Source organism: Ruegeria jejuensis (assembly GCF_041537905.1).
Lineage (GTDB): Bacteria > Pseudomonadota > Alphaproteobacteria > Rhodobacterales > Rhodobacteraceae > Ruegeria_C.
Window position 1 is genome coordinate 87,509 of record NZ_JBGRUO010000018.1, and the last position, 25,962, is coordinate 113,470.

Sequence of the window (25,962 nt, forward strand, 5' to 3'; positions counted from 1 at the left end):
CGGAGACGAAACATGGCGAATGCAAAAGGCAAAGTCACTCAGATCATCGGGGCCGTCGTCGACGTGCACTTCGATGGCGAGCTGCCTGAAATTCTGAACGCGCTGGAAACCGAAAACAACGGCAAGCGCCTGGTGCTGGAAGTTGCTCAGCACCTCGGCGAGAATACCGTGCGGACCATCGCAATGGACGCAACCGAAGGTCTGGTGCGCGGCGCACCCGTGACCGATACTGCCGGGCCGATCTCGGTACCGGTCGGTAGCGCGACGCTGGGCCGCATCCTGAACGTTGTGGGCGATCCCATCGACGAAAAAGGCCCTGTTGAGGCGTCCGAAACCCGCGGCATCCACCAGCCTGCACCTGCGTTCGACGAACAGTCGACCGAAAGCGAGGTTCTGGTGACCGGCATCAAGGTCGTCGACCTGCTGGCCCCTTACGCCAAAGGCGGCAAGATCGGTCTCTTCGGCGGTGCCGGTGTGGGCAAGACCGTTCTGATCATGGAACTGATCAACAACATCGCAAAAGTGCACTCAGGCTATTCGGTGTTTGCCGGTGTTGGTGAGCGGACCCGTGAGGGCAACGACCTTTACTGGGAAATGATCGAATCGAACGTGATCAAGCCCGACAATCTGGAAGACAGCCAGGTGGCCCTGGTTTACGGCCAGATGAACGAACCTCCGGGAGCGCGGGCGCGTGTGGCCCTGACCGGTCTGACCCTGGCCGAGCAGTTCCGCGACCAGTCCGGGACCGACGTTCTGTTCTTCGTCGACAACATCTTCCGCTTCACGCAGGCGGGTTCCGAGGTGTCGGCGCTTCTGGGTCGTATCCCGTCCGCTGTGGGTTACCAGCCGACGCTGGCCACCGACATGGGCGCCCTGCAGGAACGCATCACCTCGACCAAAGCCGGTTCGATCACCTCGGTGCAGGCCATCTACGTGCCTGCGGATGACCTGACCGACCCCGCGCCAGCGACCTCGTTTGCGCACCTCGATGCGACCACAGTTCTCAACCGTGCGATCTCGGAAAAGGGTATCTACCCGGCTGTTGACCCGCTCGATAGCTCGTCGCGTCTGCTGGACCCCGCCATCGTGGGTGAAGAGCACTATGCGGTTGCGACCGACGTTCAGCAGATCCTTCAGCGCTACAAGTCGCTGCAGGACATCATCGCCATCCTCGGCATGGACGAACTGAGCGAAGAGGACAAGCTGACCGTGGCCCGCGCCCGTAAGATCGAACGTTTCCTCAGCCAGCCCTTCGACGTTGCCGAAGTCTTTACCGGGTCGCCCGGTGTACAGGTGCCACTGGATGTGACTATCGCGTCGTTCAAGGCCGTTGTGGCCGGCGAATACGATCACCTGCCCGAAGCGGCCTTCCTGATGGTTGGCGGCATCGACGATGTGGTCGCAAAAGCCGAGAAGATGGCCGCAGAAGCTGCCTAAGGAGTACACCTGATGGCAAACACCATGCAATTCGACCTCGTCAGCCCGGAACGGAGCCTTGCTTCGTTCCCGGTCAGCGCGGTCCAGATCCCCGGCGCGGATGGGGACATGACGGCGATGCCCGATCATGCCCCCACAATCACCACGTTGCGGCCCGGCATCCTGAAGGCCGAAGGGCCCGATGGCAGCGCCGAGTTTCTGGTGACCGGCGGGTTTGCCCAGATCAACGCGGATGCGATGTCGGTTCTGGCCGAAAAGGCGATCCCGGTTGGCGAAGTGACCCGCGCGCATCTGGACGATATGATCGCCGATGCCCGCGCCTCGCATCAAAGCGCTGTTGACCAGGGCCACCATACCATCGTGGACGAGGCCGCTAAGCTGTTGGCCGATATGGAGGCCTTGGGCACCCATATGAGCCTGTGATGCGGGCTTTGTGCATTATCTGAAAGTGGCCGGTCCCCGATGGGGCCGGCCATTTTGTTTCCTTGGAATTGACGATTTCCGTCTTTAGTGTCCATCGGACGCAGTAACTTAGTTGAAGTGATGCAGATTTTCTCAACCCACCCGGTGGGCATTTTACAGGGCGAGCTTGGCCTGTTCTCGGATTTCGAGAATGGCGGCGAGATGTGGACCGGTCATGGCCCACGCGAGCGTCGCACCACAGTCAGCTTCTCCGAGCCGTTCCGAAGCATTCCTGCCGTGCAACTGAGCATGTCGCTTTGGGATTTCGACACCAACACGGCGATGCGCGCCGAACTGAAAGCCGAGAATGTCACCGAGAATGGGTTCGAAGCGGTGTTTCGCACCTGGGCCGATACCCGTGTGGCCCGCCTGCGCGTGGCCTGGACCGCGATTGGTGATGTGCCGCATGACGATGACTGGGAGGTCTATTGACCAATTGGGTATCGCGCTGACCTATGTGCTACGTACCGCAGCGGGATAGGCAGCGAGCCGAAACGCATAGACATTGCTGCGGGATGTTTAGGCGCGGGCGCCACCCGCACCCGCAGCCACCGCACGCAAATGACACGCGAAGGTCTCGGGCGATGTGACCTGAGCGACAGGTGAAAACTTCATCATATAAGACCTAGATCGGTTCAGCCCCGCTCCAGCATGGATGGAGTTGCCAGGTCTTCACGTTGATGCGCGCGGTTACGCCGGATGTCGCGCGCGCGAATGCGCACCTGCCCGTATAGCCCCAGTGCAAGTGTCGCCATTGCTGCCAGAAACACCTCAATCATGCTTCATATCGCCTTTCTGTTTTGCAAGCGTTGTTGCACAAGCCCTGCCAATCGTGCGGCGTCGCTGGTGACCGGTGCGCCGCGCGCGCGGGAGCGAGCCAAACGGTCCGCCGCATCCGCCAGCGCGGTGTCCTGCACGCTATGGGCCACGCCGCGCACGAACTGCGCCACATAGTCCAGCATCTTCTCGTCAACCTCTTCGGTCATCACGGTCGCCGCATGGGCCATGTCATCGTGATAGGCGACGCGGTCAGGCTCGACCGTTTCGTCGCTGATCGACATCAGCGGGGGATAATGCTTGTCCGTTGGCATGCGTGAAAGCACAGCGTTCTGGAAGGCCGCCAGGGAATGCACCGGTTTGGCAAGAAACCCGTCGGCCCCAGCGGCGATCGCCAGTTCTTCGCCCTGGTCATCGCCCGAGATGCCCAGAATCACCGGTACGCGGGGCACGGATACGGACAGTTCGGCAATCAGGTCGGCCCCCGATCCGTCAGGCAGTCCCATATCGACGATCAGGCAGGAGGGGCGATAGACCCGCAGATGCCGCCGCGCCGATTTCAGGTTGTCCGCGCGCCGGATACGCGCTCCGCTGCGCAGACAGAGCAGGCGCATGGCCTCGCAGGCATAGCGGCTGTCCTCGACAACCAGAATGGTCAGACCCAGCAGCGGTCGGTCGATGGTGGGCGTGACATGGGCGGTGGCGAAGGGATCCGAATCGTCCATGGTGAAACTCCTCTCAGCAGACCCGCCCAACGCTAGGTCATGGTGGCTAACGCGGAGTTAATGCCGCACCACCCGCTCTTGCCCTTTTGCCCGCCGCGTGGTCAAAACCGTGCGACCGAGCAACGAGGAGACCCGCCATGATTGGCCGACTGAACCATGTAGCCATCGCCGTTCCGGACCTGGAGGCCGCGTCCGAGCAATATCGCAACGCTCTGGGTGCCAAGGTGGGCGCGCCGCAGGACGAGCCCGATCACGGCGTCACGGTTGTCTTCATCGAATTGCCCAATACCAAGATCGAATTGCTCTATCCGATGGGCGAGGACAGCCCGATCAACGGGTTTCTGGAAAAGAACCCGGCGGGCGGCATTCATCACGTCTGCTATGAGGTTGAGGACATCCTCGCCGCGCGCGATCATCTGAAAGAGACCGGTGCGCGGGTGCTGGGTTCGGGCGAGCCCAAGATCGGCGCCCATGGCAAGCCGGTCCTGTTCCTGCATCCCAAGGATTTCAACGGCTGTCTGGTGGAATTGGAACAGGTCTGAGCCTGAAGGCGCCAGACCGACACGAAAGGACGCAGCGACATGGGCATTACCTCCGGCATCGTGCTTTATGCAGTGATCTGGTTCATGACCTTTCTCGTCGTGCTGCCGATCCGCATCAAGACCCAGGGCGATTTGGGCGACATTGTTGCGGGCACCCATGCGGGGGCGCCTGAACATCACCACCTCAAGAAAAAGGCCTGGATCACCACGGCTGTGGCGGCGGTGCTGTGGGCGATCATCGCCGGGATCATCCTGTCGGGTGTGATCAGCATCAGCGACTTCGACTGGACCGAGAACCTGCCCCCGGTCCAGTGACCGCACCGTTCAGCGCGTGGTATATATGGGTGAAGGTTGCGGCCCCCAGAACCGGGATCAGCAGGTTTATCAGTGGCACTGACAACGGGATTGCCATCAACGTCCCGGCCAACCAGATCGTGCCGGTATGGCGCGCGCGTAGTTCATAGGCCTTCTCGCGGCCCAGCCTGCGCATAGCGGCGAGCGTGAAATATTCACGCCCCAGAAGAAACCCGTTCAGCCCCCAGAAGATGAAGGGCGCCAAGGGTGTGAATATGACATAGAGGATCAACGCCAGGATGTTGGCGACGATCAGAATGCCCATGAAACTCAGCGAATCCCTGATCGCCTCTGAGACGGGAACGGCGGATACCTGGGGCAGGGCGGGGTAGTGGCGATCCTCGACCGCCTGCGCCACCTCGTCGAGAAACAGCGAGGTGATGGCCGAGGCGACCGGCACCATCAGGAACACCGGCAGGATCAGTACCAGCACGATGCCGGAATAGTTCAGCACGTCGTTCAACCAGGGCACCGCGCCGATAAATGGCAACGAGATCTCGCTGCCCGACAGCCAGTTGATCAGCCAGATCGCAGCGATGCAGGCGGCGATCAGCAGGGCGATGGTCAGGCCGACACCACGCAGCAGCACGCGGCGAAACCTGGGATCTCCGATCTGGCCCAATGCCAGAAAGAAGGAATTCAGGATCATCATTGCGACACCCAATCGGTGATCGCGTCCAGATCGGGGCGCGGGCGTTCTGGCGGCTTACTGCCTTCACTTGCGATATGGATGAACCCGGCGATACGTTCATTTTCCGCCAGCCCCAGACCCTCCTTACAGAACGCGCGGTCATGCGAGGGCCACCCGCTGAGCCAGTTGGCGCCCCAGCCCGAGGCGAGCGCGGCATTCAGGAGCGCAAGACAGACCGCACCGGCAGAATAGCTCTGTTCGATGGCGGGGATTTTCTCGGAAGGTTTCTGAACCTCGATCACCGCCACGGCAAGAATGCCCTGATCGAACTGGCTGCGGCCCTTGGCGATGTCATCGTCGGATTTGCCCAGCGCTTCGCCTCGGCGCTCGGCCAGATCGGCGAGCCGCGCCATCGCTGCTTGTTCCAGCACGATGAAACGCCATGGCTCAAGCTTGCCGTGATCGGGGCTGCGGGCGGCGGCTGTCAGCAAAGGCAGCAGCGCGTCCCGGTCCGGGGCAGGCGCGACCAGCGTTTTTGCCGGACGGGACCGACGGGACAACAGGAATTCGAGTGCGGTTTGATGGTTCTGGGGCATATGTAAACTCTTTTTACATCCGTTTCTGCTATCTCGGTCACGCGGCCCCCGGTTTCAAGAGCAATTCGGCCACACCTAGCGGGAATTCTGCTGGTTCTGTCCGCTGATCCGAGGGACATTGCGTGCCATGGGAAAGCCCAAAACCAAAGAACTGGTCGATCTGCGGGATCTGGCGGTGCCGGGGGCTGAGGTCACTCTGCGCGTCACGCCCAAGGCCGCGCGCAACAGTCTGATGTGGCGCGATGGCAGGTTGCGAGCAACGGTCACCGATCCGCCCGTCGATGGGCGCGCCAATGATGCGGTGCGCATGTTGCTGGCCCGGGCCATGGGCGTCGCACCAAGTCGCCTGACGCTGATCCGCGGGCAGAGCGCGCGGGACAAGACCTTTCGCTATGATGGCGGCTGACCGCGCGGAGCCTCGCGCATCTGATAGACGCCTTCGGGCAGATCAAGGGCTGCAGCCAGATCGCGCAATTGCTCGGGCGACAGAGTGATCTTCTGGACCTGGTCGGTTCGGGGATCCAGCTGCTCCAGCGTGACGCATTCGGCGAAGGAGTTGATGATCACATCCTCCAGCAGCGGCGTTTCGCCCTCATCCATCAAGGTGATGACCGTGGCGTCGAATTCGTGCTCAATGGTAAACATAAGCGCAGAGTGACGGCGCGCGCGGCGGGTTGCAAGCAAAACAGATCGTGTTCTTGCAGGGCTGGCAGCCGATGGTCGGACGGGCTAGGTTCCACTTCGAGCAGTTCTACCGAAAGGCCCCCTTGTTATGCGTCGCCTCGTGCTTTTTCTGGCCCTGAGTCTGACCGCCTGCGTCGAGTTGCCGCCCCAGACGGGCGGCGGACCTGTCGTCGCCGGGCAGGAGGGGCCGGCCAACACACCGGAAGAGGCCGCGCGCGCCTTCACTGAGGTCAGCCGCGCCGTCAAACCGCGCGCGGTCGAGGAATGCCGTCGCCGGACCCGCAATGTGAACTGCGACTTTCTCATAGTTGTCGACCCCGATCCGCGCGCGCCGGTCAATGCGTTCCAGAGCCTTGATGATGATGGCCGCCCGGTCCTCACCTTTACCGTCTCGATGATCGCATCGGTGCGCAACCAGGACGAGTTGGCCTTTGTGATGAGCCACGAGGCCGCGCATCACATCAAAGGCCATCTGGACCGGCAGGCCGAGAACGCGGCAGCAGGGGCTGCGATCTTTGCGGAACTGGCGACGATCACCGGCGGCAACGACGCTGCGGTCGAAAACGCACAAAAGATCGGCGCGGTGGTGGGCGCGCGCAGCTATTCCAAGGAATTCGAACTTGAGGCGGATGAGTTGGGCACCATCATCACCGCCCGCGCCGGATATAACCCGATCGTGGGGGCCGAGTTCTTTTCGCGCCTGCCTGATCCCGGTGACCGTTTTCTGGGCACGCACCCGCCAAATGCCGAACGGATCGAGATTGTGCGCCGCACCGCCACGCAGGTGGGGTTCTGAGGTGCCAGAACTCACGCGGCTTGGCGTGATTTTGACCGATCGCGGCTCGAAATACGCGGTGTCGGGTGCAGATGTCGAAAGCCGGGCTGATGTGGATGCGGTGCTGGCCGATCTCAAGTCGGACCGTGCCTATGCCAAGGCGACACACAATACCTGGGCCGCGATCCTGCCGACAGGCGCGCTCAAGGCCGATGATGGCGAAAGTGGCGCGGCGATGGTCATCCTGCGGATGATGGAACGGGCAGAGATGCAAGACCACGTGATCGTTGTGACCCGCTGGTATGGCGGCAAGAAGCTGGGTGGTGATCGGTTCCGGCGGGTTCAGGATGCGGTGCGCGCCTATCTCGATCAATCAGGCATTTGACCTGAATCATATTTTGCGTCCGCCGCGCGCGATATTCTCTCCCTGGCCAGCAACGGCGCGAAGGGAAGATCATGCAAAGCCCAAAAGTACTGAAACGTCACGCGTCTCTGGTGGATCGGATGGCGCGGACAGTTGGTGTCGATCTGGAAGAATCGGCGCTGCGCGGAGACCTCGAATTCAATGAGATCGCAGATGCGGTGATTGCCTGCACCGGATGCACCAACCCGAACCATTGCGAAGCCTGGCTGGCTGCAAACGACAGTGCCGAGTCGACACCGGGATATTGCCGCAATACGGAGTTGCTGAAGCGGCTTATGCCTTGAGATTTTGTTTCCGCAGCCGCGCAAGGTGCCAGCGGTAAATCAGCGGCGCCAGCGCGTGGTCGTAAAGCACGCTTGCCAGCCACCGGATACCCGGCAGGCCAACGATGCGCGCCAGCCAGCGGTATCGCGGCATGTCCTGCCAAAGCACCAGAAACCCGTCGACACCGCCATAGAGCGCGCCGTCCTTCAATACATAAAGCCGCCGCGCCGCCTGATCGCGGGTCAGCCCCCATATCGCCAGATCCTCGGTGTTCAGGTCTTCGAATCGCAGTGGCAGCGCGTGGCGGTTGGCATAGCGCTCATACTGTCTGATCTCATGATTGCAGACCGGGCATTGGGCATTGAAAAGCACGCGGGTTGTTTGTGTCTGGTCCATGCAGGATCACCTAGCATCCATCCGGTCACCGGCCATGGACCGATTGCCGCAGCCTCAGAGCTTGGAATGGCTGCCGTCGCAAAGCGGCATCTTGTGGGACTGTTTGCAGCCGCAAAAGAACACCTTCTTGTCGGCCTCGGCGGTGTATTTCACCGGTTCGATTGTGCTGCCCTTGTGCGACCCGTCGCAGAAAGGCTGCTTCGCCGATTTTCCGCAGGCACACCAGAAATAGGTTTTCCCTTCGGTGACGTCGATTGGATATGGCGCCTTTTGCGCAACGATGGGCGCGTCTGACATGTGGCTCTCCTTGCTGGCTGATGTCGCTGTCCAACGATAGCGCAGGCCGCCGGGATTGGTAGAGCGCGCTTATCGAAGAAAATCAAAGTCTCAAGTTGGGAATTCACTACTTTTTAAACAAATTACCCCATGACAACCTAAAGAAGAGTAACAGGGGCAGATATGATTTCATTGATAGTAAAGGGCAGCATCCCCTTGATGTTTGGCGCAGCAGCATCCGTCTACGCGGCGGATCCGTTTTCGTCGGAGTTCGAGCGATTTTCCCGAGAGATGATCGAACAGCTTCAGGCCGATGGCCAGCCCGTCGCCACATCCGAGGTTCTGAGTTTCCTGACCGATGCCGGGATCGAGGACAGGGTGTCGTTCCTTCAAAGCAATATGGCTGCTTGGGCACCTTATCACGTCGATGATCCCGAGCTCTTATCCAACATCAGATCAGCCTTGGTGGATCAGGACACGCAGGTATTGCGGGTCTATTCCGACTACCATTACGGCCTGTTCGACGGTGGGTATGAATTGCGAGTCCTGATTTGGGAAAAGGCGGAAGGCAACGCCGAACTGGCAGCCTACGTCGTCGATCACAGCCTTTGAGGGACCGCGCGGCGGTCGGTTTGATTGGGTCGTTCACATCATTGTGACTGGAACGTGCCCACCTCTGCGGCTTAGCGCGTGTGGTTTCGGGATCAAGTGACTTCTTTGACAGAAGGGACTGAACCGCGCCACCGCTCGGCCCGTATCGGTTGTGATGCACACGAAGCGTCTCAACTCAGGAGGACCGACCATGTTCCGCAACTTTGCCATCGCATCCGCGACCACGATTCTGATGACCACTGCAGGTTTTGCCGGAGGGCACGCCAAGGATATCGTCGACACCGCCGCCGGAGCGGGCTCGTTCACCACGCTCGTTGCCGCCGTGCAGGCCGCCGATCTGGTCGACACGCTCAAGGGCGAGGGGCCATTTACCGTGTTCGCCCCGACGGACGAGGCCTTTGCTGCGCTGCCCGAGGGAACGGTGGAAACCCTGCTCAAGCCGGAAAACAAGGATCAGCTTGTTGCGATTCTGACCTATCATGTTGTGCCCGGCAAAGTGATGTCCGGTGACCTGACCGACGACATGACCGCCGCCACGGTGCAGGGCGGCACCGTTACGATCGATCTCGACAACGGAGTCATGGTCAATGACGCGACTGTTGTCACCCCGGATATCGAGGCCGAAAACGGCGTCATTCATGTGATCGACAAGGTCATCCTGCCTGCAAGCTAACGGGTTGGCGGCCCCGAAAGGGGCCGCAGACCTAGGCCTAGAGACGTCCCCAGAGGTCGTATTCCCCGGCCTCGTCCACCTCGACGGTCACGATATCGCCGGGTTTCAGCCCCTCGAACCCTTCATCGATGAACAGGTTGCCGTCGATTTCGGGGGCGTCCGATTTGGTGCGGCAGGTAGCGGCCTCGCCATCCACCACATCCACGATCACCTGTAGCTTCTGGCCCACCTTGGCGGCCAGCTTGGCCGCGGAGATCGCCTGCGCCTTTTCCATGAACCTTTCCCAGCGCTCCTGCTTGAGTTCAGGGGCGACATGGTCGGGCAGGTCGTTGGAGCGCGCGCCATCCACGTTTTCGTATTGAAAGCAACCGACACGATCCAGTTGTGCCTCGTCCATCCAGTCCAGCAGGGTCTGGAATTCCGCCTCGGTCTCACCCGGATAACCGACGATGAAGGTCGAGCGCAGGGTGATATCCGGGCAGATCGCGCGCCAGGCGGCGATCTCGTCCAGCGTCTTGGCGCCGGCTGCGGGCCGGGCCATGCGTTTCAGCACATCCGGATGGGCGTGCTGGAACGGAATGTCGAGATAGGGCAGCAGACCGCCCCCTTCGGCCATTAGCGGGATCAAATCGCGCACAAAAGGGTAAGGATAGACATAATGCAGCCGCACCCAGGCATCGAGCTGACCCAACTCGCGCGCCAGATCGGTGATATGGCTGCGCACCTCGCGGTCTTTCCACGGGTTCACGTCATATTTGCGATCCAGACCATAGGCCGAGGTGTCCTGACTGATGATCAGCAATTCTCTGACGCCGCTGTCGACCAGCTTCTCGGCCTCGCGCAGCACCGCATGGGCCGGGCGGCTGGCCAGGCGCCCGCGCATATCGGGGATGATGCAGAATTTGCACTTGTGGTTGCAGCCCTCGGAAATCTTCAGATAGCTGTAATGACGTGGTGTCAGCTTCACACCGGAGGCGGGCAGCAGATCCACAAACGGGTCCGGGTCGGGTGGCACCGCCCCATGCACCGCGTCCAGCACCTGCTCATATTGATGCGGGCCGGTCACCGCCAGAATGCGGGGGTGATGCTCGCGGATATAATCCGGCTCCGCCCCCAGACAGCCGGTCACGATCACTTTGCCGTTTTCGCTCAGCGCCTCACCAATCGCATCCAGCGACTCCGCTTTGGCGCTGTCAAGGAAACCGCAGGTGTTCACGATCACAGCATCGGCCCCGGAATAATCGGGTGAGATGCCATACCCCTCGGCGCGCAGCCGGGTCAGGATGCGTTCGCTGTCCACCAAGGCCTTGGGGCATCCAAGCGAGACCATGCCAATGGTCGGCTGGCCCGCGCGGGGTGTGTCGGCGATCCGGGCTGCGGGCGCAAGGTCGGGGCGGAGATCGGTTGGGTTTGTGCTCATGCCCGCGCGTATAGAGGCGTTGCCGCGCACGTGCAAACGTTGCGCCACGCCGCGGCCCTTGCCATAGTTCGAAAAACCCATCCAAAAGGGAAGAGCAGAGCATGCGTTGGTTGTTTCGTATCGTTTTCATTGTTGTCGCGGTTCTGGGTCTTGTGGTTGGCGCGTTGCTGCTGTTGCCGGGCGAGAAGCTGGCGCAGATCGCCGCCGATCAGATCCGCACCGAAACCGGGCGCGAGGTGACCTTCGATGGTAAGGTGAAAGTCTCGTTCTGGCCGGTTCTGGGGCTGGAAAGCGGGCCGGTCACCATCGCCAACGCGCCCTGGGCCACATCCGGACCCATGCTGAGCGCCGACCGGCTGTCGGTAGGGGTCTCTGCACCCGATCTGCTCACGGGTACGATCCGGGTCAAGCAATTGTTGGCGGATCGTCCGATCCTGAGGCTGGATGTGCAGGGGGACAAGGCGAATTGGGATCTGTCGAAACCCCAAGTGGCCAGTTCCACTGCACCAGAGAGCGCGACCGGATCAGGCTCGGGAACAAGCGAACAAACAGCCACGGATTTCTCGCTGGAAAAGCTTGTTCTGAGCGATGCGCAGTTGATCTATACCCGTGACGGGAAGGTCAACATCAAGCAGGCGGGTGTCGAACTGACGGCGCGCTGGCCGATGGCCGATGGTCCCCTCGATCTGGAGCTTGCGTTATCCCTGGGCGGCGATCCTCTGGCGGTCACGGCTGAGATTGCAAAGCCGCAGCTGTTGAACGCAGGCCGCGCCTCGCCCGTCACACTCGACATAACCACCACCCCCGGCTCGGTCGGTTTCGATGGCCGGTTCTCGCGCGATGGGGATGCGGAAGGCAAGGTGACGCTGAACAGCTCTGACACCGCGCGCCTGCTTGCGGCATTTGGGCAGGGGGGCGTCGATATTCCGCAGGGCCTGGGCCAGGTAGCAAGCTTTGAGGGCACGGCAACCTATACCCATGACGGCCGCCTCTCCTTGCGCAAAATGGTGCTGAAGCTCGATGGAAATCAGATGAAAGGCGGCGCAGATGTGCAGTTGGCGGCCAAACCCAATTTCACGGCCAATCTCCGGGCGAGCAATCTGGACTTCTCCAAGACCGATCCGACCGGAACGGTATCCTCTGGGGGTGGCGGCGCTGGCTCCCACGGTCAGGCCACCGGTTGGTCGAAAACCCCGATTGACGCCTCATCGCTCGGGCTTGTCGATGGAACGATAAATCTGACAGCACAAGCCATTAAACTGTCGGAATTCGATTTGGGCAAGACCCAGGTGGCGCTTAAGATCGAGCGTTCTCGCGCAGTGCTCAGGCTGAAAGAGGTCTCAGTGTTTTCCGGCCTGTTGAGCGGACGTCTGGTGGCCAATAACCGCGATGGCCTGTCGGTAGGTGGAGACCTGACGGCGCAGGATATCGACCTGAACCAGGCGCTGAGTGCACTTGCCGATGTCACCCGGTTTTCGGGGCAGACCTCTGGCAAGCTGAAGTTTCTGGGCGTCGGGCAGACCGAAGATCAGATCATGCGCTCGTTGTCGGGGTCGGGCAGCATCCGCATGGGCAAAGGGGTAATCTCGGGCTTCGATCTGCATCGCCTGATGGACGGCCATACCCGCACGGACGGCACCACCGTGTTCAACAGCCTGACGGCCAGTTTCACCATGGAAGATGGCGATCTGGACAATCAGGACCTTCTGTTGAAACTCGACAATTATCGCGCTGACGGCAAGGGGCGGGTTGGCATCGGTGCCCGCGATATAGATTACCTTTTTACGCCTGTGCTGCTGCGTGCCAATTCCGGCAAAGGGCGCGAGGTGCCCATCCGAATTACTGGTCCCTGGTCGGACCCCTCGATCAGGCCCGATCTGAAGAAGGTGATCGAGGCTGCGGCTGAAGCGGAACTGGACAAGGTCGGTAACACCGCCAAGAAGGCGCTGCATGGCAAATTAGGCGAAGAACTGGACGCCCCTATCGAGAGCACCGAAGATGCCGAAAAAGCGTTGAAGAACAAACTGGAAGAGGAAGCGAAGAAGGGCCTGTTGAAGCTGTTCGGTGGGGATTGACCCCTTTTCCTGATTTCCGGCGGCGGTAATGTTGCGATACTCTGCCCCCACCGCGCGGTATGTGCGGTGGGGGCAGAGCCCCGAGGCAAGTGTCGGGTCTTCAGATGGTCTGGTCGTAGTCACCCACCAATGGCTCGGTGCGGATCACCGCATCGATATCGGCAAAGATCGCCCGCAACTCGGCGTCGCTTTCAGGGCTTTCACAGACAACCACCAGATTGGGCGTATTGGAACTGGCGCGCACGAGGCCCCAGGCGCCATTGTCCAGGATCACCCGCGCGCCGTTGACCGTCACGACCTGCGCGATCTTGCGACCGGCGATGGTACCACCTTCGGCGGCGCGTGCCTCCAGCTTGCTGACAAGACGCTGCAGCACATCGTATTTCTCGGTATCCGCGCAATAGGGTGACATGGTGGGGGTGGAGTAGGTTTTTGGTAGCGCTTTGCGCAGATCCGACATGGATTTGTCCGGGTTGCGGTCCATCAGCTTGCAGATCTCCACCGCCACGCGCATCCCGCAATCATAACCGCGTCCGATGGGTTCGGCGAGGAAGTAGTGGCCCGATTTCTCGAACCCGGCCAGCGCGCCGATCTCTTTCACGCGGCGTTTCATGTGGCTGTGACCCGTCTTCCAATAGTCAGCCTTGACCCCATGGGCCTGCAATTCAGGATCCGAGGCAAAGAGCCCGGTGGATTTGACATCCGCCACGAAAGTTGCGCCGGGGTGCAGTTTCGCCAGGTCGCGGGCCATGATCACACCCACCTTGTCGGCGAAAATCTCTTCGCCCTCGTCATCCACCACGCCGCAGCGGTCGCCATCCCCATCAAAGCCAAGCGCCAGATCAGCGCCGCTGGCTTTCACGGAATCGGCCATGTCATGCAGCATCTCCATGGCTTCGGGGTTGGGATTGTAGTGGGGGAAAGTGTAGTCGAGCGTGTTGTGGCTGGGCACAACCTCGACCCCCATGCGCTCGAATATCTCCGGCGCAAAGGCCGAGGCGGTGCCGTTTCCGGTGGCGCAGACCACTTTGAGCGGGCGCGAAATGCGGAAATCTCCGACCAGATCGTCGATATAGGCCTCGCGCATGCCGTCCACGAATTCATAAGACCCACCGGCGCGGGGCTCACCCTCGCCATTCAGAACGATGTCGCGCAGTTCCGCCATTTCGTCAGGCCCATGGGTGAGCGGGCGCTCAAACCCCATCTTGACGCCAGTCCAGCCGTTCGGATTATGGCTGGCGGTCACCATCGCCACTGCGGGCACATCCAGATGAAACTGAGCGAAATAGGCCATAGGGGACAAGGCCGGGCCGATATCCTTGACCTGAATGCCTGCCTGCATCAGCCCCAGAATCAGCGCATTTTTGATCGCCAGAGAATAGTCGCGATAATCATTGCCCACCGCGATCACCGGTGCAATTCCGCGCCGATGTATCTGGGTCCCGAGGCCCAGGCCAAGCGCCATCATGCCGGGCAGGTTGATCTCATCAGGGTATTTCCAGCGGGCGTCATATTCGCGGAATCCGGTGGGTTTGATCATTGCATCGCGCAGGAAATTCCAGGTGTTCGGCGACACCTCGGGCAAGGGTTTGGTCATGGCAATATCTCTTGATCTGTTTAGATATCGACGGGGTTGGCCTTGGCCAGCGCGTCGAGCTTCATCAGGGTGTCGATGAGCTTCGGCATGTGATCCAGATAGATCATGTTGGGCCCGTCACAGGGAGCGTTGTCGGGATCCTGATGCGTTTCCATGAAGATCCCGGCCACGCCAACAGCCACCGCCGAACGCGCCATTACCGGCGCGAACTCGCGTTGACCGCCGGATGCTCCGCCCAAACCGCCGGGCTGGGCGACCGTGTGGGTGGCGTCCATGATCACAGGATATCCGGTGCGGGCCATTTCGGGCAGCGACTGCATGTCTACCACCAAGCGGTTATAGCCAAAGCTGACACCGCGCTCGGTCAGTAGAATACTGTGGTTGTTGGTGCTTTCGATCTTGGCCGCAACATTCTGCATGTCCCACGGGGCGAGGAACTGCCCTTTTTTTACATTGACCGCTGCTCCGGTTGCGCCTGCGGCCTTTAAAAGTGCTGTCTGGCGGCTCAGGAAGGCCGGAATTTGCAGGATATCGCAGGTCTCGGCCACCGGCGCACATTGTTCCTTTTCGTGCACATCGGTCGTCACGGGCACGCCGATCGTATCCTTGACCGACTGCAGAACCGCCAACCCTTTTTCGAGGCCCAAAGCCGGGGCTGCATTGACGGAAGTCCTGTTCGCTTTGTCGAACGATCCTTTGAAGACGTATTGCGCGCCGTGGGCGGCGCAGATTTCTTGCATCGTGCCCGCGATCATCTGCGCATGATCAGCGCTTTCCAGTTGGCAGGGGCCCGCGATGATGGTCAGCGGGCGGTCATTGCCGATAGTCAGATCGGCCACTTGCACATGTTTCATGGTCTATGAAGATACCTGTTCTCGTAGGATCGACGCGGTAAGCGAGATCATCAGGTAGATACCAGCAAAGACCAGGAATGCCAAAATCGTATTTTCGAATTTGCGCGGATAGCTGGATTCCTGGCTGGGCACCGGGTTAACCGACACGGTAAGATAGCGCACCTGCCGGTTCGCCTCCATTCGCGTGGTCTCCATCTGTTGCAGGGCCGATTGCAGCATCATATCGCGCGAAACGAGGTCCGCCTGCGCCATCTGTATCCGCACGCTCAGCTGCGCCAGTGAGTTCTCGCCATTCGAGGCATCGACCATTTCGGCATTCAGCGCGTCCAGCAGGGTCTGCAAACGGTTGATATCAGCCTGCGTGCCCTCGACCTTGGCGCGGTTGGGGCGGGTATTGTCAAGCAGAGCGGCCAGTTGCAATTCCTTTTCCTGCAACTCCAGTTCTACGGTGTTAATTCGGGCGCGCAGCCCGGCGATCACGCCCTGCGGATCCAGAACGGCACCTTGCATCTGCAGCTCGACCAGTGCTTCTTGCGCGTTTCGCCTTTCCTGCTGTGCGCTCTCAAAACTCTTGCGCGCTTCGCGCATCTGGTCCTCGCGCTTTTCGCCGGATAGCCCGTTCACGCGATCCTCCGCATATCCCAACAGACTTTCCGAGAATTCGGTTGCGGTCTCAGGATCTGTCGCCGAAACCTCCATCCGGATCACGCCCTCCGCTGAATCGTATCCAATAGTCACGATGCGAGAATAAGTCTTATAGGCGTCTTCATTGGTGGCGTCTGGGGCAAGGCGCTGGATTGGATCGACCCAGGGCTGCGAGAAATGCGACTTGAACCCGCGGTCCCGGTCCAGAAGCAGCATGGCCTCTTTCGATTCCAGAAAATCCTGAACCAGAACGGAATCTTGGGTCGTCGCGAATTGGGTGCCGGCAAACAGGCCACCAACGCTGGCTCCGCCGCCATCTGCCTGCAAGATCGCAAATTCCGACTTGGTCGAATACATCGGCGTTGCGATATTGTAGAAATACCAACCCACGATCGCGGTCGGCAGCAGCACGAAAAACGCCAGTCGCGCCATCAGCATCGTTAGTTTGCGTCGGCGTCGGCGCGCGATGTCGCGCTGTATCTGGGTGATTTCCATTTCCCGGCGCTGAGCGGGGCTCATATCCGGGGCTGGCAGGTTCTGCTGGCCAGGTTTCACGGTTTGCGGCAATTGCACTTTCTGCCGTGCCTTGGCCGAGGGGCGCTCCTTGTCTGACGCCTCCTCGTCGCGTGGTACCACCAGTTCCAACAGATTCGGCCGCTTGAACGGCTCGATCCCGTGTTCCCGCAACAGCCGGACCGCATCATAATCCGAGGTGGCAGGCAGGTTGTGTTTCTGCGCCATTCTCCGTGCCATCCGCAACTGGCGACCGGTCAGACCTTCGCGCTTGATGGCCGCGATGTCGGTCTGGGCGATGTTTCCCGTCCCGCCATCCTGTTCCGGCGGCGGTGAGTCAGCATTGCTGTCAGCGGCCTCGGGTGTCTCGGGCCTTGCGCTGCCTGCATCGGTGCGCCGGATGCGGAATTTTCTAGCCTTGGGTTTCGTAGTCATAGAGCTGTTTCGCTTCTTCCAAGGTGTCGAACATGTAGAGCTGACCGTCCAGCAGAACCGCCGCCTGCCGGGCGAACTTTTCCAGCACTTTCGGGCTGTGCGAGACGATCACGATCGTGGTGGTGCGCAGGCGTTCCTCCAGTATGGACCCCGCTTTGCGATTGAACTCCACATCGGTGGAGCCGGGCATCCCTTCGTCGATCAGATACATGTCGAAATCCAACGCCAACATCAGCGCAAAGGAAAACCGGGCCCGCATCCCCGACGAATAGGTGCCCAGCGGTTGGTCGAAATACTCATCCAGATCGCAAAGCCAGCGGCAATAGGCCTCGACATAATCCGGGTCCATACCATAGAGGCGCGCGATGTAGCGGCAGTTTTCCATCGCCGAGATACGCGAGACCACCCCGCCCATGAACCCCAGCGGAAAGGAGATGTTGCATTCGCGGTGGATCGTGCCCTCATCAGGTTTTTCCAGTCCGGCGATCATGTTGATCAGCGTGGTCTTGCCGGTGCCGTTCGGGGCCAGCACGCCCAGCGATTTGCCGACCTCGACGCGGAACGACACCCGATCCAGGATCACCTTGCGCTGTGATCCGGTCCAGAAGGACTTGCTGACAGTGTCGAATTCAAGCATCGGTGGTCTGCTTTGGCCTGCGTCATTCGTTCTGGGGCGCGGTTGCGACCCCTGCTGCATTCCCGTTTTTGGGTTTGTTTCAGCCTAAGCGCTGATATGGGCCACATTATGTCGAAACATGAAACAAATAATCAACGCGAAACCGCCCGCCATAGCAGATGTGAACAGCAGCAGAGGGGTTCGGCAAGCTGGTATGTCGCTTGACTTTGGTTTTTGGCATCCCGCCATTCACCCGCGCCGCAAAGGCAGGTCATGTCGCTTTTCATCAAGCACAGCCTGGAAGAGCGATGTCAGCTCTGACTTTTGTAACAGCGGTACTCTATCTATCTTGGCCGAATTGTCTTCATCGGTGTCATTTGGAGTTGAGGTTTGAACTGGTTCCGCCACTTTAAAGCGGTTGAGAAATGATTTGATTTGCATCTTTAGATTCCTTCAACACTAGGCTTTCAAAGTTGTCGCTGTGGATCTGGTCCGAACCTAGATGGAGGGGGCTCAAGGACCTGTAATCCGTGAGTGGCGATCCACAGCGACAATACGCATTTAGGAAAAGCCTTTGTTGTCGTAAGGGGGAAGAATCTCCCGGTTTGCGTCACATTTTGACCGGGTAGTCAAAAAACTGATACATGCCTTACGTTTACGTCAACAGACCGAGAAGCCAGGTCGATGAATGAGACGTAGCGTAAGGTGAAACCAAGGAACGCTCAGACAAATCTGAGAACAAAGAACATTCCGTAGGGGATCACTGCTTTCTATCGGAGCCTCAATAGAGGCGTCGTCACGGAATCGGCTCATCGATCTAGGGCTGTTCGAATTCGCCACAGCTAGAACGGCAGTTTCATGAGAGTGGGAGACAGGCGAAACCCGGACGAAACGTGTTTCAAATGGTTTGACATCCTGTCGTTTCCTAATGACCCGCCGTTGGTGATGGCGCGAGGGTAGATCAACTTGGCCGAAGATTAGGTGTCGAAATTGTGGTACTTGTCCTTCATGAAGATAGCCAAGAAACAAAATCCGGTTATGGTCTATCGGGAGGTGAAAACACGCTACTTTGCCATAGCGTTCGCTCCGGTATTCATCTTCTTGATTAACACCCTGATTACCAACCATATGTTCGCCACAGATATAGATGTCCCTATAGACATTCTGCAAACTGAGCGCCCCTGGCTGGAGGCAGTGGGTCGGCACAGATTTCTTGCGGCGACTTGGTTCTTCGCCGCGTTGGCAATCTTTGCTGTCGCAATGCTGATACGAAACCTTGCTCGACCGACTGCGCCAAAAACAAGGGCGTTGGCCATAGCAACATTGACTATCATACTATTGCTTGCCGTTGTCCCGACAATTCAGCAAAGCATCAACCCCGATGGATCGCGGGTCTATCATCGCCTGGGCGCTGCTTTCTTTGAGACTGCGCTGTCGCGGGGAGGTCTGCCAGGGTGTATTGGACCAGACGACCTCTGGCTTTTGGGTCGATGTGGCGAAATACCCGCTATATCCTTGTTCAATCGTATACTGGACATCGTAAATGTTCTTGCGGGTCTCTCTGTCGGTGCACTTGTCGTGGGAATGGTTCTTTGTCTGGAAACGCGCGAGGGTGACAATATCGAGGATCAAGCCGCACTTTTGGCGCGAAACCTCAAGCAGATGCGGCAGCAACTATATGTCTCCAGCATCGTGCTCACGTTCGGCATGTTGTTTGCGACGAGTTGGATGTACTGGCCGCTACCTTTGGTAAAAGAGGCTGAACAAGCTGCATACAGCGCGCTCGTCCTCGCATCGGCACTCTTTAGTGGTACGTATTTTAGCCTTTTGATGCTTAGCTTTTACCTGCCCGTAGCCTTGATTTTGGATGGCCGCACTCGAAAGCTTGCCGAGAAGGTGAGACGGGGTGCACGTCCTGGTGAGCCCCTGAATGCCATGCAGTGGAGGAAATCGAGAGGACTGCAGGAGGGCGCGTTAGACTACTTGCGCGCTGGCTTCGCAGTAACCGCGCCGATTCTGGCAGCTTTCGCGGGTGGCATTTCACCGATTGCCCTTTAGGTTCTGAGGCGGATGTCGCTTCTCTGCATTCTGGGAATTCAACGCCAAGCAAGGTTTTGAGGGGTTGGCTGTGTGGGCAGGACGAGGCGCAGGCAATGGCCACTGACGTGGCCCAGGGCAACATCCGTCAGTTCATGGACATTCTTTCTGACTAAGCGAAAAGCTTATGCAGTTGCGCGCAGATATCGCGAACTTCTCCGCTACCGAGCGTGATCAAGAGCTTCGAAGGCGAAGGGAAAAAAAGAAGAACGGCGACGAAACAGATTGCGCCGTCCCTCTGGACTGTAGCGGAAGGGGCGCTTATGCGCGCCCCTCGGTGCTTGCTTCGGGAGCATCTTCGCGCGGAATGCGTAGAACGATGCGGCCATTGATCGAGCAGGTTGGCCCGCGACGATCAAGTCGGCAATAGCTGAACATCTTTGCTCGAGGCGTTCCAAGGATATCGGGTCTAGAGCGATGGTCACTAGGCCGTCAGTATTGTCGGCATTTACAATCCTGATGGGTCCCAAATCTCTGGTGACTGGCTCAGACGGGATGCTCAGCTCTTGTGCGCTTGACGGAAGAGTATTGTTCAGGAAGGCTTCTCAAACGCAGTCAGTCGGTGGATGCCGTCTACCATCACATATGCGGTCTGTGCGTCAGCGGGTGCCTTTCGAACGGTGATAGGGTCCACCGTAACGCCATTGCGATAGAGGTTCCTGAGAGTGCGGACGTGGGTCTCGTCGATCCCGGTGGAACGAGTGTTCAAGTTGTCGTCAAAGCAGATTTCTCTTGGGAGAAGGCGTGTTGGTTCGAGCATGATAGTTACCTTTCTGCATGCGCGTTGGATTTCAGGGTTTGTGGGTGTGCAGCCGTGGGGACGCAGTCGGCTTGAGTTGCTACAAAATGCGAAAAGCACCGATAGCACCCCCGGTCAGGCATGCGCACTCACAAGCCCGATGCGGCAACCACAGGGCAACCGAGACCGGTCTCCCGGTGAGTCGCGTCAAATCAGCCGGAACGCGCACCCGAAGACAAAAAATTCCGCTATTCTTGTCTTTGGTCGGTGAGGGCATTGTCAGGGTCACTGTGTAGGACTCCTGTGTAGGAGTCGGGCGACGTAAGCCTTTGGTTTGGCGTAAGTTTCTGATGTATATGGAGAAATCATGGTGCTGCTGGAGAGAATTGAACTCTCGACCTCTCCCTTACCAAGGGTAGACGCAAACCTGGATTATCCTTTCTGTTTCATTAGCTTAGCAGGTTTCGGTCGCACACGCTGTACGGAACCTGTACGAATGCGGTCGCGCATTTCGCGGTCTTCGCCTTCCACCTGGGCATAGATTTTGTCCGGCAAGGCGGGGTTCGACCAGCGTCCCGCCTTGGCGGCGGTCACCGGGTCTACGCCCTGGCGCACGCGCAATTCGGTGTAAAATCCATGCCGTCCGGCCTGGTGCGGGGACAGGTATTCAACACCAGCGCGCTTGCAGGCGCGGCGCAGCTCAGCGGTGAAGCCCGACCGATCGGCATAGCCAAACACCCGCATTGGCAGCTTGTAGCCCAGCTTGCGGTTATGCGGCCGGCGCGGCTTTAGATTGGCCAGCACCACCACCATGGCCATGGATATGGAAATCCATTGTTCCGGGTGGCCCTTGGATGCGATGATGCGGACGCGCGCGTTTTGCAGGTCGCAATCCCTCGGTTCAATCGCCACCAGTTGGGAAATGCGTAGCCCGGTTTCGAACATGAACTCGAGGCCCGCCGCGACATAAGGGTTTGTGCCCGGCTGTACGGCGCGAATCCAGTCCCAACTGCCCGCTTTGCGCGGTTCCCGGCTTTGCTTGCCGCGTTTGCGGTCCTGGTCGATGCGCTGCTGCGCAGTATAGGACTTTATGCGGATCGGCGCGCATTTGCCCTTGTCATGGGCGTTGTTGATCACCGCTGAAACGGGGGTGATGACCTGTCGATGCCAGGTGTCTGTTGCGCAATCAGGGTATATTGTGCGGGCCAAATCTCTGACGTGGCCGGGCTTGATGGCGCTTACGAATTCCGAACCGATCAACTTAGTGATTGGGATCAGATAACCGGCTTCTGCGGGTTTAGCATCATAAAGGGTAACGGCTTCTGCAAAGGTCAGGGACGCTTCGTCGCCAAGCAGATGACGCCGGATTTGCCGGTTCTCTTCCGCTTTGATCCAGTCTTCTGCGCCCGCTTCTGTAGATGCCTCAGTGCTGCATCGGTAGTAGCTGGTGATTGGTCGCCCGTTATAGTCGATCCGGCCTTTGACCCACCAGATTTTCCCGCGTTTGTAGGCTTCGAGCGGCATAAGCATTTCTCCAAAATCGTGTTGATCTGGTCGGGGGTGATGATCATCGCCCGGCCCAATATATGGCAAGCCTGAAATTCGCGGGCTCTTTCGCGCAGATTCCGTTCGCTGATGTCAATGCCGCGCTCGGCCAGCAGCGCGCACCACTGTTCCGGCGTCTTGCCGTTGTCGAGAATGAACGATCCGGTGGGCGGCATCATGGACATGGCTTTAGGCTCCGTCCTTTTCCATTTCCCTGAAAGGCTTGGCGCTGGATTGCAGGGCTCTGACGGCTTGCGCGTAGTTGTGCGTGTCGTTCAAAACCTGCATCGCATTGCTGGCGCGGGCATGAGTCTCAGTTTGGCTGATACTCCCCCACCGATGGTCGCACAGGCTTTGATACGGCCCCGTGATCGTGTTCCTTGAGCTCAACTCGTCTGAAATCGGCGTCGAAACATAGCTGCGATTAACCATAGAGCGGTCCCCCTAAACCATCTGTCTCGACCCTTCGCGAAGCTTGTAGCGGTACAATGGGTAAGTCCTGAGTTCGCATCACCCCCCCCAAAAAAATTGCTCGCAAAAAAATCTGTCTACCCATTCAGGTCCCTTGCTTGTGACCCATCGACATTTGATGCCCCCCACCCGTCTTCCGTCATTGAAGCCATCAGCAAACATTACCGATGCTTCGACCCTTGCTCAGAACTACATCGTCAAAGAAGCGCATGTAGCGGTCAGCTTCGTCCGGATTGGGGAAACGTGCCGGGAAAGCGATGCAGCTATTCCTTCTCAGCAACTGCACCAACATCTCAACGTCCAAGACGCTATGAGTGGCGATAAACGTTTTCCATTCACGAAGCGTAGAAGTGTCACGTTCATCGAACCAATGAAATCCTCCAACCCCCTTTGCGAAGGGTAGTTCTACTTTGTTCTTTCCTTTGTTCTTATAGGGCGCGACAGCTTTGTCGCCTTTCGACGACATTTTTGTCGCGCAGCGCAATCGTTTGCTGTCATGTTCAACGTCGTGTTCAGCGTCGAAAGGCATAACGATCTTGAACACGCGTCGAATGCCGCGCCTGCGAATACGTTGGATCCATCCGAGTGTCTCAAGCTCACGAAGATAGCGTTGAATGCTGCGTTCGTGGACATCAAACCTGCCCGCAAGTGTCCTGTTGCTGGCCCAGAAACAGCCGTTCTTGCTGGAAACAAATTCATCACAGACAAAGGCCGCGAAGTGCTTTGTGCGTCGAGCCAATTGGTTCGAAGCGCGGACGCCTCTTTTCCAGGCGAACCGTTGCTTAGAGTAAGGGGCACGCTGAGTCACTACTCTACTCCCCCAAAGCCTTTACGCCGCGATGCCATCCATGCATCGAGATCCGATCTCTTGTAAGGGTTCGACCGCAGACCGATCCTAATAGACTTGGGGCCGGCAATCTCGCCGACTTCCTTACGCTGTTTGGCAAGGTAGCTTTCGCTCATCCCTATGTACTGCGACGCCTCTCGGGCGGTGAGATAGTTTGCCTGCATTTGTTGCTCCTCTGAACATGTCCTGGAACAACAAAGTCACTACTGAAGCTGCCGTCATGGGTCGTCAGCAGGAAAATACACGGTCAACGACCCACATACCTTTTCCAACTTCGATAGGATGAAGTCGGCAGTTCTTCAATCTCGAAGAGTTCAAATATATCGCTAAGAAATCGGTAGAACGGCCCACTTTCGTTCATGGCTTTCGGAACGTCTATGGTACCGGGATGACGCTCGCAGAGCCCAACGCAAGCTTCAACCAGCCGCCAGGCTTCTATCGCCTTCTTTCCAACTGGTTCGCCTTCCTTTGCCTTTTCCTCAGCATCTTCAATCAGATCCAAGAAAAGATGAACTTTTTTGAAGAATTTGTCCTGCGCCATGTAGGCCTGCCAATATGGCGTTTGTTCCAAGCGTTCCTGTGACCTACCGTCGCTGTCATCCACGGTTCCATCGCCTGCAAGCAGCCCACTTCTGTTCAATGCACCGATGCGAAACGCATCACCCACGGGTACAGGAAGGCGATCGATTATGTCATCCGCCTCGCGTAGTCGCGATCGCAGCTTGGCGAGATCATCCAAGACGTTCTTTGCGGACCAGAATTCGTCAAGCTCATGCGCTTGATCAAAAACCAGATAGTGTGCAAGCCAATTGTAGGATTCGCCATCAAATCGATCAAACTTTTCGAAATGCCTCCTAAGCAAGTCACGAAGCTCCAGATTAAATTCACTTGGGCCTTCCTCAAACTCGCCTGGGTCTGAAATATCCAGGTCCTGCAGATCTGGCTCGACATACCACATCCAATCTCGTCTGGTCATACTGCACCACTTCGTTTGCCCGCTGTTATTCCATCCAATTCACGACACACGTTTTCCATGTGGGCCTGAGGGTATCCAACGAAAGTTTGATATAGTACAGTCCGGTGATCGAGAGCTGTGTATGGTTCAGTAGGCGACCTTCGACCTCCTTCAGTATTCGAGCCTCCGTAGCGGCGGTCGCGAAAGTGCGGCGATGGGCGTGACATGAGCATCGCATACGCTCGGGCTCCTTAGATTCTCCTCCTAGGGACTAGGGAGATAGAAAAATCATCGTCGGTGGAGACCGTGCGCCAGTGTGGGCTACTGCGCACCAACGGAGATGCCACTGAGAATGTCAATACCCAAGACCAGCAGCGATTCGGCAGGGAGGGTCGCATCTCACGATGGGATCACGAGCATCTGGTCGACGAGATGCGTGACCGCTTGAGCCGCGACCCGACCTTCATGGGCCTCCGCTGCTCGACTGTCGAGCACCCGTTCGGCACGATCAAGGCCTGGATGGGGGCAACACACGTTCGGATGCGGCGGCTGAAGAACGTCCCGACCGAAATGGCCTTCCATGTCCTCGCCTATAACATCAAACGGATGATCGCCCTGATCGGGGTGCGTGGGCTTCTGACCGCCATTCCGGCCTAAACTGGGGCGAACCGTTCAGATTGCACGGCGGGAAACGCCGCAAGGGCTCAGTTTCCACCCCGCTCCAACGCAATGAACCCAAAAATAGTCCAGAAACCGAAATCCCCAAAAGAAACCAGCAGAAAACCTTTAAAGCCGAGAAACCAAAGAGGTTTGGGCCGCGCGGCACAGAATGAACGTCTTGCATGCCGCGGTGCCCCGGAGGTTGCAACGAGCTCGTAGCGCTTGACGCGGCATTGCGCGCGTGTGCCGGTTAGATCGGGAACGCTCCACATAATGGGGCTGACCAGCCGTTCGACGTCACCGCCGAGAGTTTGGGGCGTATCTCACTCCATGTGCTCTGCGCCTAAAAACTGGATCGTTCGAAGCTGGAGTTTTTCGCTGAGTTTTCCTGGCTGGGAGAGGAGCGGAATCGCATAAAAGCATCGAAGTTCACGGAATCGCAAAAGGCGTTCATCCTGAAGCAGGGCGAGCAAGGTAAGACACTTTTCCAAAAGTAATGCCCTAGAGCTCATGGTCGGCATGTTTCCCGCCATGTAGAGGGCTTTGTTGCGTAAACAACGTTGTCGACTCAGAGCAAAATAGTAACCTGACCGGTCGTGTTGCACGGACCATGCACCCGGTCTTCAAAGTGCAAGGAACTTGATCTGAACCGCGCGATTAGACAACACCTTCAGATCCACGTGGTTTCATAACGGGCAAGCTGGTGGCAATGATGGCAATCTACCCTTCGAAGAGGACGAAGGGTGCCCAGTTGAGCGGTGTGTTGAGGGACGGGTCTGTCTGTTGCAGGTACCACAGCTTGGTTTTGCGTAGTGCGGCGGCGGGGTTGCTCGTGGTCTGCTCGAGCCAGTTCTGGTAGAAGCGC

General features: G+C 58.5%; 32 protein-coding genes. 14 read left to right on the plus strand and 18 right to left on the minus strand.

All coding sequences use genetic code 11. The features are described 5' to 3' along the window. Nucleotides 1-12 precede the first annotated feature (12 nt). The 3 genes from atpD (at nucleotide 13) to AB1E34_RS18845 (ending at nucleotide 2,331) form a co-directional block, all read left to right on the plus strand. On the plus strand, nucleotides 13-1,437 hold the full coding sequence (atpD, locus tag AB1E34_RS18835) for a F0F1 ATP synthase subunit beta (protein WP_372573859.1): 1,425 nt from the start codon (nucleotides 13-15) through the stop codon (nucleotides 1,435-1,437). A 12-nt stretch (nucleotides 1,438-1,449) separates the two neighbouring features. Then, nucleotides 1,450-1,860 (plus strand): F0F1 ATP synthase subunit epsilon, encoded by a 411-nt coding sequence (locus AB1E34_RS18840; protein ID WP_372573860.1) that lies wholly within the window; start codon nucleotides 1,450-1,452, stop codon nucleotides 1,858-1,860. A 120-nt stretch (nucleotides 1,861-1,980) separates the two neighbouring features. Next, entirely contained in the window at nucleotides 1,981-2,331 is a 351-nt protein-coding gene (locus tag AB1E34_RS18845) for an H-type lectin domain-containing protein (RefSeq protein WP_372573861.1), read from the plus strand. Nucleotides 2,332-2,534: 203 nt separating this feature from the next. Here AB1E34_RS18845 and AB1E34_RS18850 read toward each other — a convergent pair whose 3' ends face one another. After that, complete coding sequence (locus AB1E34_RS18850) at nucleotides 2,535-2,678, minus strand: hypothetical protein (protein WP_372573862.1); 144 nt, start codon at nucleotides 2,676-2,678, stop codon at nucleotides 2,535-2,537. 3 nt (nucleotides 2,679-2,681) lie between these two features. After that, nucleotides 2,682-3,401, minus strand: a complete 720-nt coding sequence (locus AB1E34_RS18855) for a response regulator (protein WP_372573863.1) — start codon at nucleotides 3,399-3,401, stop codon at nucleotides 2,682-2,684. Nucleotides 3,402-3,538: 137 nt separating this feature from the next. Here AB1E34_RS18855 and mce point away from each other — a divergent pair, with 137 nt between their 5' ends. Together mce and AB1E34_RS18865 are read left to right on the plus strand one after the other, a co-directional pair. After that, the gene (mce, locus tag AB1E34_RS18860; protein ID WP_372573864.1) at nucleotides 3,539-3,943 is read left to right on the plus strand and encodes a methylmalonyl-CoA epimerase; all 405 of its coding nucleotides are present in this window, start codon (nucleotides 3,539-3,541) and stop codon (nucleotides 3,941-3,943) included. A gap of 39 nt (nucleotides 3,944-3,982) precedes the next feature. After that, a complete protein-coding gene (locus tag AB1E34_RS18865) occupies nucleotides 3,983-4,258 on the plus strand; it encodes a DUF1467 family protein (protein ID WP_372573865.1) in 276 nt (91 codons plus the stop codon). Here the strand turns inward: AB1E34_RS18865 and AB1E34_RS18870 are convergent. Together AB1E34_RS18870 and AB1E34_RS18875 are read right to left on the minus strand one after the other, a co-directional pair. Then, complete coding sequence (locus AB1E34_RS18870; RefSeq protein ID WP_372573866.1) at nucleotides 4,215-4,946, minus strand: EI24 domain-containing protein; 732 nt, start codon at nucleotides 4,944-4,946, stop codon at nucleotides 4,215-4,217. The genes AB1E34_RS18865 and AB1E34_RS18870 overlap by 44 nt on opposite strands. Continuing rightward, nucleotides 4,946-5,524, minus strand: a complete 579-nt coding sequence (locus AB1E34_RS18875) for a nitroreductase family protein (protein ID WP_372573867.1) — start codon at nucleotides 5,522-5,524, stop codon at nucleotides 4,946-4,948. Before AB1E34_RS18875 ends, AB1E34_RS18870 begins: the two co-directional genes overlap by 1 nt. 127 nt (nucleotides 5,525-5,651) lie before the next feature. On the opposite strand from AB1E34_RS18875, the gene AB1E34_RS18880 reads away from it, so the two are divergent. Beyond that, nucleotides 5,652-5,930 (plus strand): DUF167 domain-containing protein, encoded by a 279-nt coding sequence (locus AB1E34_RS18880; RefSeq protein WP_372573868.1) that lies wholly within the window; start codon nucleotides 5,652-5,654, stop codon nucleotides 5,928-5,930. On the opposite strand, the gene AB1E34_RS18885 is transcribed toward AB1E34_RS18880, so the two are convergent. Continuing rightward, a complete protein-coding gene (locus AB1E34_RS18885) occupies nucleotides 5,915-6,169 on the minus strand; it encodes a DUF8831 family protein (protein ID WP_372573869.1) in 255 nt (84 codons plus the stop codon). The two genes, AB1E34_RS18880 and AB1E34_RS18885, sit on opposite strands and share 16 nt — an antisense overlap. A 127-nt stretch (nucleotides 6,170-6,296) precedes the next feature. Between AB1E34_RS18885 and AB1E34_RS18890 the strand changes: the two genes are divergently transcribed. The 3 genes from AB1E34_RS18890 to AB1E34_RS18900 all read left to right on the plus strand — a co-directional run bounded on the left by AB1E34_RS18890 (nucleotide 6,297) and on the right by AB1E34_RS18900 (nucleotide 7,691). Then, on the plus strand, nucleotides 6,297-7,004 hold the full coding sequence (locus AB1E34_RS18890; protein WP_372573870.1) for a M48 family metallopeptidase: 708 nt from the start codon (nucleotides 6,297-6,299) through the stop codon (nucleotides 7,002-7,004). 1 nt (nucleotide 7,005) lies between these two features. Beyond that, the gene (locus AB1E34_RS18895) at nucleotides 7,006-7,368 is read left to right on the plus strand and encodes a YigZ family protein (protein ID WP_372573871.1); all 363 of its coding nucleotides are present in this window, start codon (nucleotides 7,006-7,008) and stop codon (nucleotides 7,366-7,368) included. Nucleotides 7,369-7,439: 71 nt separating this feature from the next. Further along, entirely contained in the window at nucleotides 7,440-7,691 is a 252-nt protein-coding gene (locus tag AB1E34_RS18900) for a DUF6455 family protein (protein ID WP_372573872.1), read from the plus strand. Here AB1E34_RS18900 and AB1E34_RS18905 read toward each other — a convergent pair. Continuing rightward, entirely contained in the window at nucleotides 7,681-8,067 is a 387-nt protein-coding gene (locus AB1E34_RS18905) for a thiol-disulfide oxidoreductase DCC family protein (protein ID WP_372573873.1), read from the minus strand. The genes AB1E34_RS18900 and AB1E34_RS18905 overlap by 11 nt on opposite strands. Before the next feature lie 54 nt (nucleotides 8,068-8,121). Continuing rightward, a complete protein-coding gene (locus AB1E34_RS18910) occupies nucleotides 8,122-8,364 on the minus strand; it encodes a CDGSH iron-sulfur domain-containing protein (RefSeq protein WP_372573874.1) in 243 nt (80 codons plus the stop codon). 162 nt (nucleotides 8,365-8,526) lie between these two features. Here AB1E34_RS18910 and AB1E34_RS18915 point away from each other — a divergent pair, with 162 nt between their 5' ends. Both AB1E34_RS18915 and AB1E34_RS18920 read left to right on the plus strand, forming a co-directional pair. Beyond that, entirely contained in the window at nucleotides 8,527-8,955 is a 429-nt protein-coding gene (locus AB1E34_RS18915; RefSeq protein ID WP_372573875.1) for a hypothetical protein, read from the plus strand. A 190-nt stretch (nucleotides 8,956-9,145) separates the two neighbouring features. Next, a complete protein-coding gene (locus tag AB1E34_RS18920) occupies nucleotides 9,146-9,628 on the plus strand; it encodes a fasciclin domain-containing protein (RefSeq protein WP_372573876.1) in 483 nt (160 codons plus the stop codon). 37 nt (nucleotides 9,629-9,665) lie between these two features. Here AB1E34_RS18920 and rimO read toward each other — a convergent pair whose 3' ends face one another. Further along, on the minus strand, nucleotides 9,666-11,048 hold the full coding sequence (gene rimO / locus AB1E34_RS18925) for a 30S ribosomal protein S12 methylthiotransferase RimO (RefSeq protein ID WP_372573877.1): 1,383 nt from the start codon (nucleotides 11,046-11,048) through the stop codon (nucleotides 9,666-9,668). Between the two features lie 101 nt (nucleotides 11,049-11,149). Here rimO and AB1E34_RS18930 point away from each other — a divergent pair, with 101 nt between their 5' ends. Further along, complete coding sequence (locus AB1E34_RS18930; RefSeq protein WP_372573878.1) at nucleotides 11,150-13,123, plus strand: AsmA family protein; 1,974 nt, start codon at nucleotides 11,150-11,152, stop codon at nucleotides 13,121-13,123. 100 nt (nucleotides 13,124-13,223) lie between these two features. Here the strand turns inward: AB1E34_RS18930 and AB1E34_RS18935 are convergent, their stop codons facing one another. From AB1E34_RS18935 to AB1E34_RS18955, 5 genes are all read right to left on the minus strand, one after another. Beyond that, a complete protein-coding gene (locus AB1E34_RS18935) occupies nucleotides 13,224-14,720 on the minus strand; it encodes a phosphomannomutase/phosphoglucomutase (RefSeq protein ID WP_372573879.1) in 1,497 nt (498 codons plus the stop codon). Nucleotides 14,721-14,740: 20 nt separating this feature from the next. After that, a complete protein-coding gene (kdsA, locus tag AB1E34_RS18940) occupies nucleotides 14,741-15,574 on the minus strand; it encodes a 3-deoxy-8-phosphooctulonate synthase (protein WP_372573880.1) in 834 nt (277 codons plus the stop codon). A gap of 3 nt (nucleotides 15,575-15,577) precedes the next feature. After that, nucleotides 15,578-17,167, minus strand: a complete 1,590-nt coding sequence (locus AB1E34_RS18945) for a KpsE/RkpR family capsule polysaccharide export protein (RefSeq protein ID WP_372573881.1) — start codon at nucleotides 17,165-17,167, stop codon at nucleotides 15,578-15,580. Further along, nucleotides 17,145-17,804, minus strand: coding sequence for an ABC transporter ATP-binding protein (locus AB1E34_RS18950; protein ID WP_306200459.1), 660 nt, complete (start codon nucleotides 17,802-17,804; stop codon nucleotides 17,145-17,147). Before AB1E34_RS18950 ends, AB1E34_RS18945 begins: the two co-directional genes overlap by 23 nt. Nucleotides 17,805-18,032: 228 nt before the next feature. Next, nucleotides 18,033-18,224, minus strand: a complete 192-nt coding sequence (locus tag AB1E34_RS18955) for a hypothetical protein (RefSeq protein WP_372573882.1) — start codon at nucleotides 18,222-18,224, stop codon at nucleotides 18,033-18,035. Between the two features lie 567 nt (nucleotides 18,225-18,791). Between AB1E34_RS18955 and AB1E34_RS18960 the strand changes: the two genes are divergently transcribed. Further along, the gene (locus AB1E34_RS18960; RefSeq protein ID WP_372573883.1) at nucleotides 18,792-19,841 is read left to right on the plus strand and encodes a hypothetical protein; all 1,050 of its coding nucleotides are present in this window, start codon (nucleotides 18,792-18,794) and stop codon (nucleotides 19,839-19,841) included. A 1,210-nt stretch (nucleotides 19,842-21,051) separates the two neighbouring features. Here AB1E34_RS18960 and AB1E34_RS18965 read toward each other — a convergent pair. From AB1E34_RS18965 to AB1E34_RS18980, 4 genes are all read right to left on the minus strand, one after another. Continuing rightward, on the minus strand, nucleotides 21,052-22,143 hold the full coding sequence (locus tag AB1E34_RS18965; RefSeq protein ID WP_372573884.1) for a tyrosine-type recombinase/integrase: 1,092 nt from the start codon (nucleotides 22,141-22,143) through the stop codon (nucleotides 21,052-21,054). Nucleotides 22,144-22,353: 210 nt separating this feature from the next. After that, nucleotides 22,354-22,596 carry a hypothetical protein gene (locus AB1E34_RS18970; protein ID WP_372573885.1) on the minus strand — a complete coding sequence of 81 codons (243 nt, stop codon included), beginning with the start codon at nucleotides 22,594-22,596 and terminating at the stop codon, nucleotides 22,354-22,356. A 190-nt stretch (nucleotides 22,597-22,786) separates the two neighbouring features. Further along, nucleotides 22,787-23,443 (minus strand): helix-turn-helix domain-containing protein, encoded by a 657-nt coding sequence (locus tag AB1E34_RS18975; RefSeq protein ID WP_372573886.1) that lies wholly within the window; start codon nucleotides 23,441-23,443, stop codon nucleotides 22,787-22,789. A 286-nt stretch (nucleotides 23,444-23,729) separates the two neighbouring features. Next, on the minus strand, nucleotides 23,730-24,440 hold the full coding sequence (locus AB1E34_RS18980) for a hypothetical protein (RefSeq protein ID WP_372573887.1): 711 nt from the start codon (nucleotides 24,438-24,440) through the stop codon (nucleotides 23,730-23,732). A gap of 303 nt (nucleotides 24,441-24,743) precedes the next feature. Here AB1E34_RS18980 and AB1E34_RS18985 point away from each other — a divergent pair, with 303 nt between their 5' ends. Continuing rightward, nucleotides 24,744-25,094 (plus strand): transposase, encoded by a 351-nt coding sequence (locus AB1E34_RS18985; RefSeq protein ID WP_372573888.1) that lies wholly within the window; start codon nucleotides 24,744-24,746, stop codon nucleotides 25,092-25,094. A 723-nt stretch (nucleotides 25,095-25,817) separates the two neighbouring features. On the opposite strand, the gene AB1E34_RS18990 is transcribed toward AB1E34_RS18985, so the two are convergent. Further along, the coding region (locus tag AB1E34_RS18990) for a CHAT domain-containing protein (RefSeq protein WP_372573890.1) at nucleotides 25,818-25,962 on the minus strand (145 nt) is incomplete at its 5' end.

Bases quoted from the DNA above. Each gene is read 5' to 3' on its own strand.
- atpD (WP_372573859.1), top strand. From the start codon at position 13: ATGGCGAATGCAAAAGGCAAAGTCACTCAGATCATCGGGGCCGTCGTC.
- AB1E34_RS18840 (WP_372573860.1), top strand. From the start codon at position 1,450: ATGGCAAACACCATGCAATTCGACCTCGTCAGCCCGGAACGGAGCCTT.
- AB1E34_RS18845 (WP_372573861.1), top strand. From the start codon at position 1,981: ATGCAGATTTTCTCAACCCACCCGGTGGGCATTTTACAGGGCGAGCTT.
- AB1E34_RS18850 (WP_372573862.1), bottom strand. From the start codon at position 2,678: ATGATTGAGGTGTTTCTGGCAGCAATGGCGACACTTGCACTGGGGCTA.
- AB1E34_RS18855 (WP_372573863.1), bottom strand. From the start codon at position 3,401: ATGGACGATTCGGATCCCTTCGCCACCGCCCATGTCACGCCCACCATC.
- mce (WP_372573864.1), top strand. From the start codon at position 3,539: ATGATTGGCCGACTGAACCATGTAGCCATCGCCGTTCCGGACCTGGAG.
- AB1E34_RS18865 (WP_372573865.1), top strand. From the start codon at position 3,983: ATGGGCATTACCTCCGGCATCGTGCTTTATGCAGTGATCTGGTTCATG.
- AB1E34_RS18870 (WP_372573866.1), bottom strand. From the start codon at position 4,946: ATGATCCTGAATTCCTTCTTTCTGGCATTGGGCCAGATCGGAGATCCC.
- AB1E34_RS18875 (WP_372573867.1), bottom strand. From the start codon at position 5,524: ATGCCCCAGAACCATCAAACCGCACTCGAATTCCTGTTGTCCCGTCGG.
- AB1E34_RS18880 (WP_372573868.1), top strand. From the start codon at position 5,652: ATGGGAAAGCCCAAAACCAAAGAACTGGTCGATCTGCGGGATCTGGCG.
- AB1E34_RS18885 (WP_372573869.1), bottom strand. From the start codon at position 6,169: ATGTTTACCATTGAGCACGAATTCGACGCCACGGTCATCACCTTGATG.
- AB1E34_RS18890 (WP_372573870.1), top strand. From the start codon at position 6,297: ATGCGTCGCCTCGTGCTTTTTCTGGCCCTGAGTCTGACCGCCTGCGTC.
- AB1E34_RS18900 (WP_372573872.1), top strand. From the start codon at position 7,440: ATGCAAAGCCCAAAAGTACTGAAACGTCACGCGTCTCTGGTGGATCGG.
- AB1E34_RS18905 (WP_372573873.1), bottom strand. From the start codon at position 8,067: ATGGACCAGACACAAACAACCCGCGTGCTTTTCAATGCCCAATGCCCG.
- AB1E34_RS18910 (WP_372573874.1), bottom strand. From the start codon at position 8,364: ATGTCAGACGCGCCCATCGTTGCGCAAAAGGCGCCATATCCAATCGAC.
- AB1E34_RS18915 (WP_372573875.1), top strand. From the start codon at position 8,527: ATGATTTCATTGATAGTAAAGGGCAGCATCCCCTTGATGTTTGGCGCA.
- AB1E34_RS18920 (WP_372573876.1), top strand. From the start codon at position 9,146: ATGTTCCGCAACTTTGCCATCGCATCCGCGACCACGATTCTGATGACC.
- rimO (WP_372573877.1), bottom strand. From the start codon at position 11,048: ATGAGCACAAACCCAACCGATCTCCGCCCCGACCTTGCGCCCGCAGCC.
- AB1E34_RS18930 (WP_372573878.1), top strand. From the start codon at position 11,150: ATGCGTTGGTTGTTTCGTATCGTTTTCATTGTTGTCGCGGTTCTGGGT.
- AB1E34_RS18935 (WP_372573879.1), bottom strand. From the start codon at position 14,720: ATGACCAAACCCTTGCCCGAGGTGTCGCCGAACACCTGGAATTTCCTG.
- kdsA (WP_372573880.1), bottom strand. From the start codon at position 15,574: ATGAAACATGTGCAAGTGGCCGATCTGACTATCGGCAATGACCGCCCG.
- AB1E34_RS18945 (WP_372573881.1), bottom strand. From the start codon at position 17,167: ATGACTACGAAACCCAAGGCTAGAAAATTCCGCATCCGGCGCACCGAT.
- AB1E34_RS18950 (WP_306200459.1), bottom strand. From the start codon at position 17,804: ATGCTTGAATTCGACACTGTCAGCAAGTCCTTCTGGACCGGATCACAG.
- AB1E34_RS18955 (WP_372573882.1), bottom strand. From the start codon at position 18,224: ATGCAAATCAAATCATTTCTCAACCGCTTTAAAGTGGCGGAACCAGTT.
- AB1E34_RS18960 (WP_372573883.1), top strand. From the start codon at position 18,792: ATGAAGATAGCCAAGAAACAAAATCCGGTTATGGTCTATCGGGAGGTG.
- AB1E34_RS18965 (WP_372573884.1), bottom strand. From the start codon at position 22,143: ATGCCGCTCGAAGCCTACAAACGCGGGAAAATCTGGTGGGTCAAAGGC.
- AB1E34_RS18970 (WP_372573885.1), bottom strand. From the start codon at position 22,596: ATGGTTAATCGCAGCTATGTTTCGACGCCGATTTCAGACGAGTTGAGC.
- AB1E34_RS18980 (WP_372573887.1), bottom strand. From the start codon at position 24,440: ATGTGGTATGTCGAGCCAGATCTGCAGGACCTGGATATTTCAGACCCA.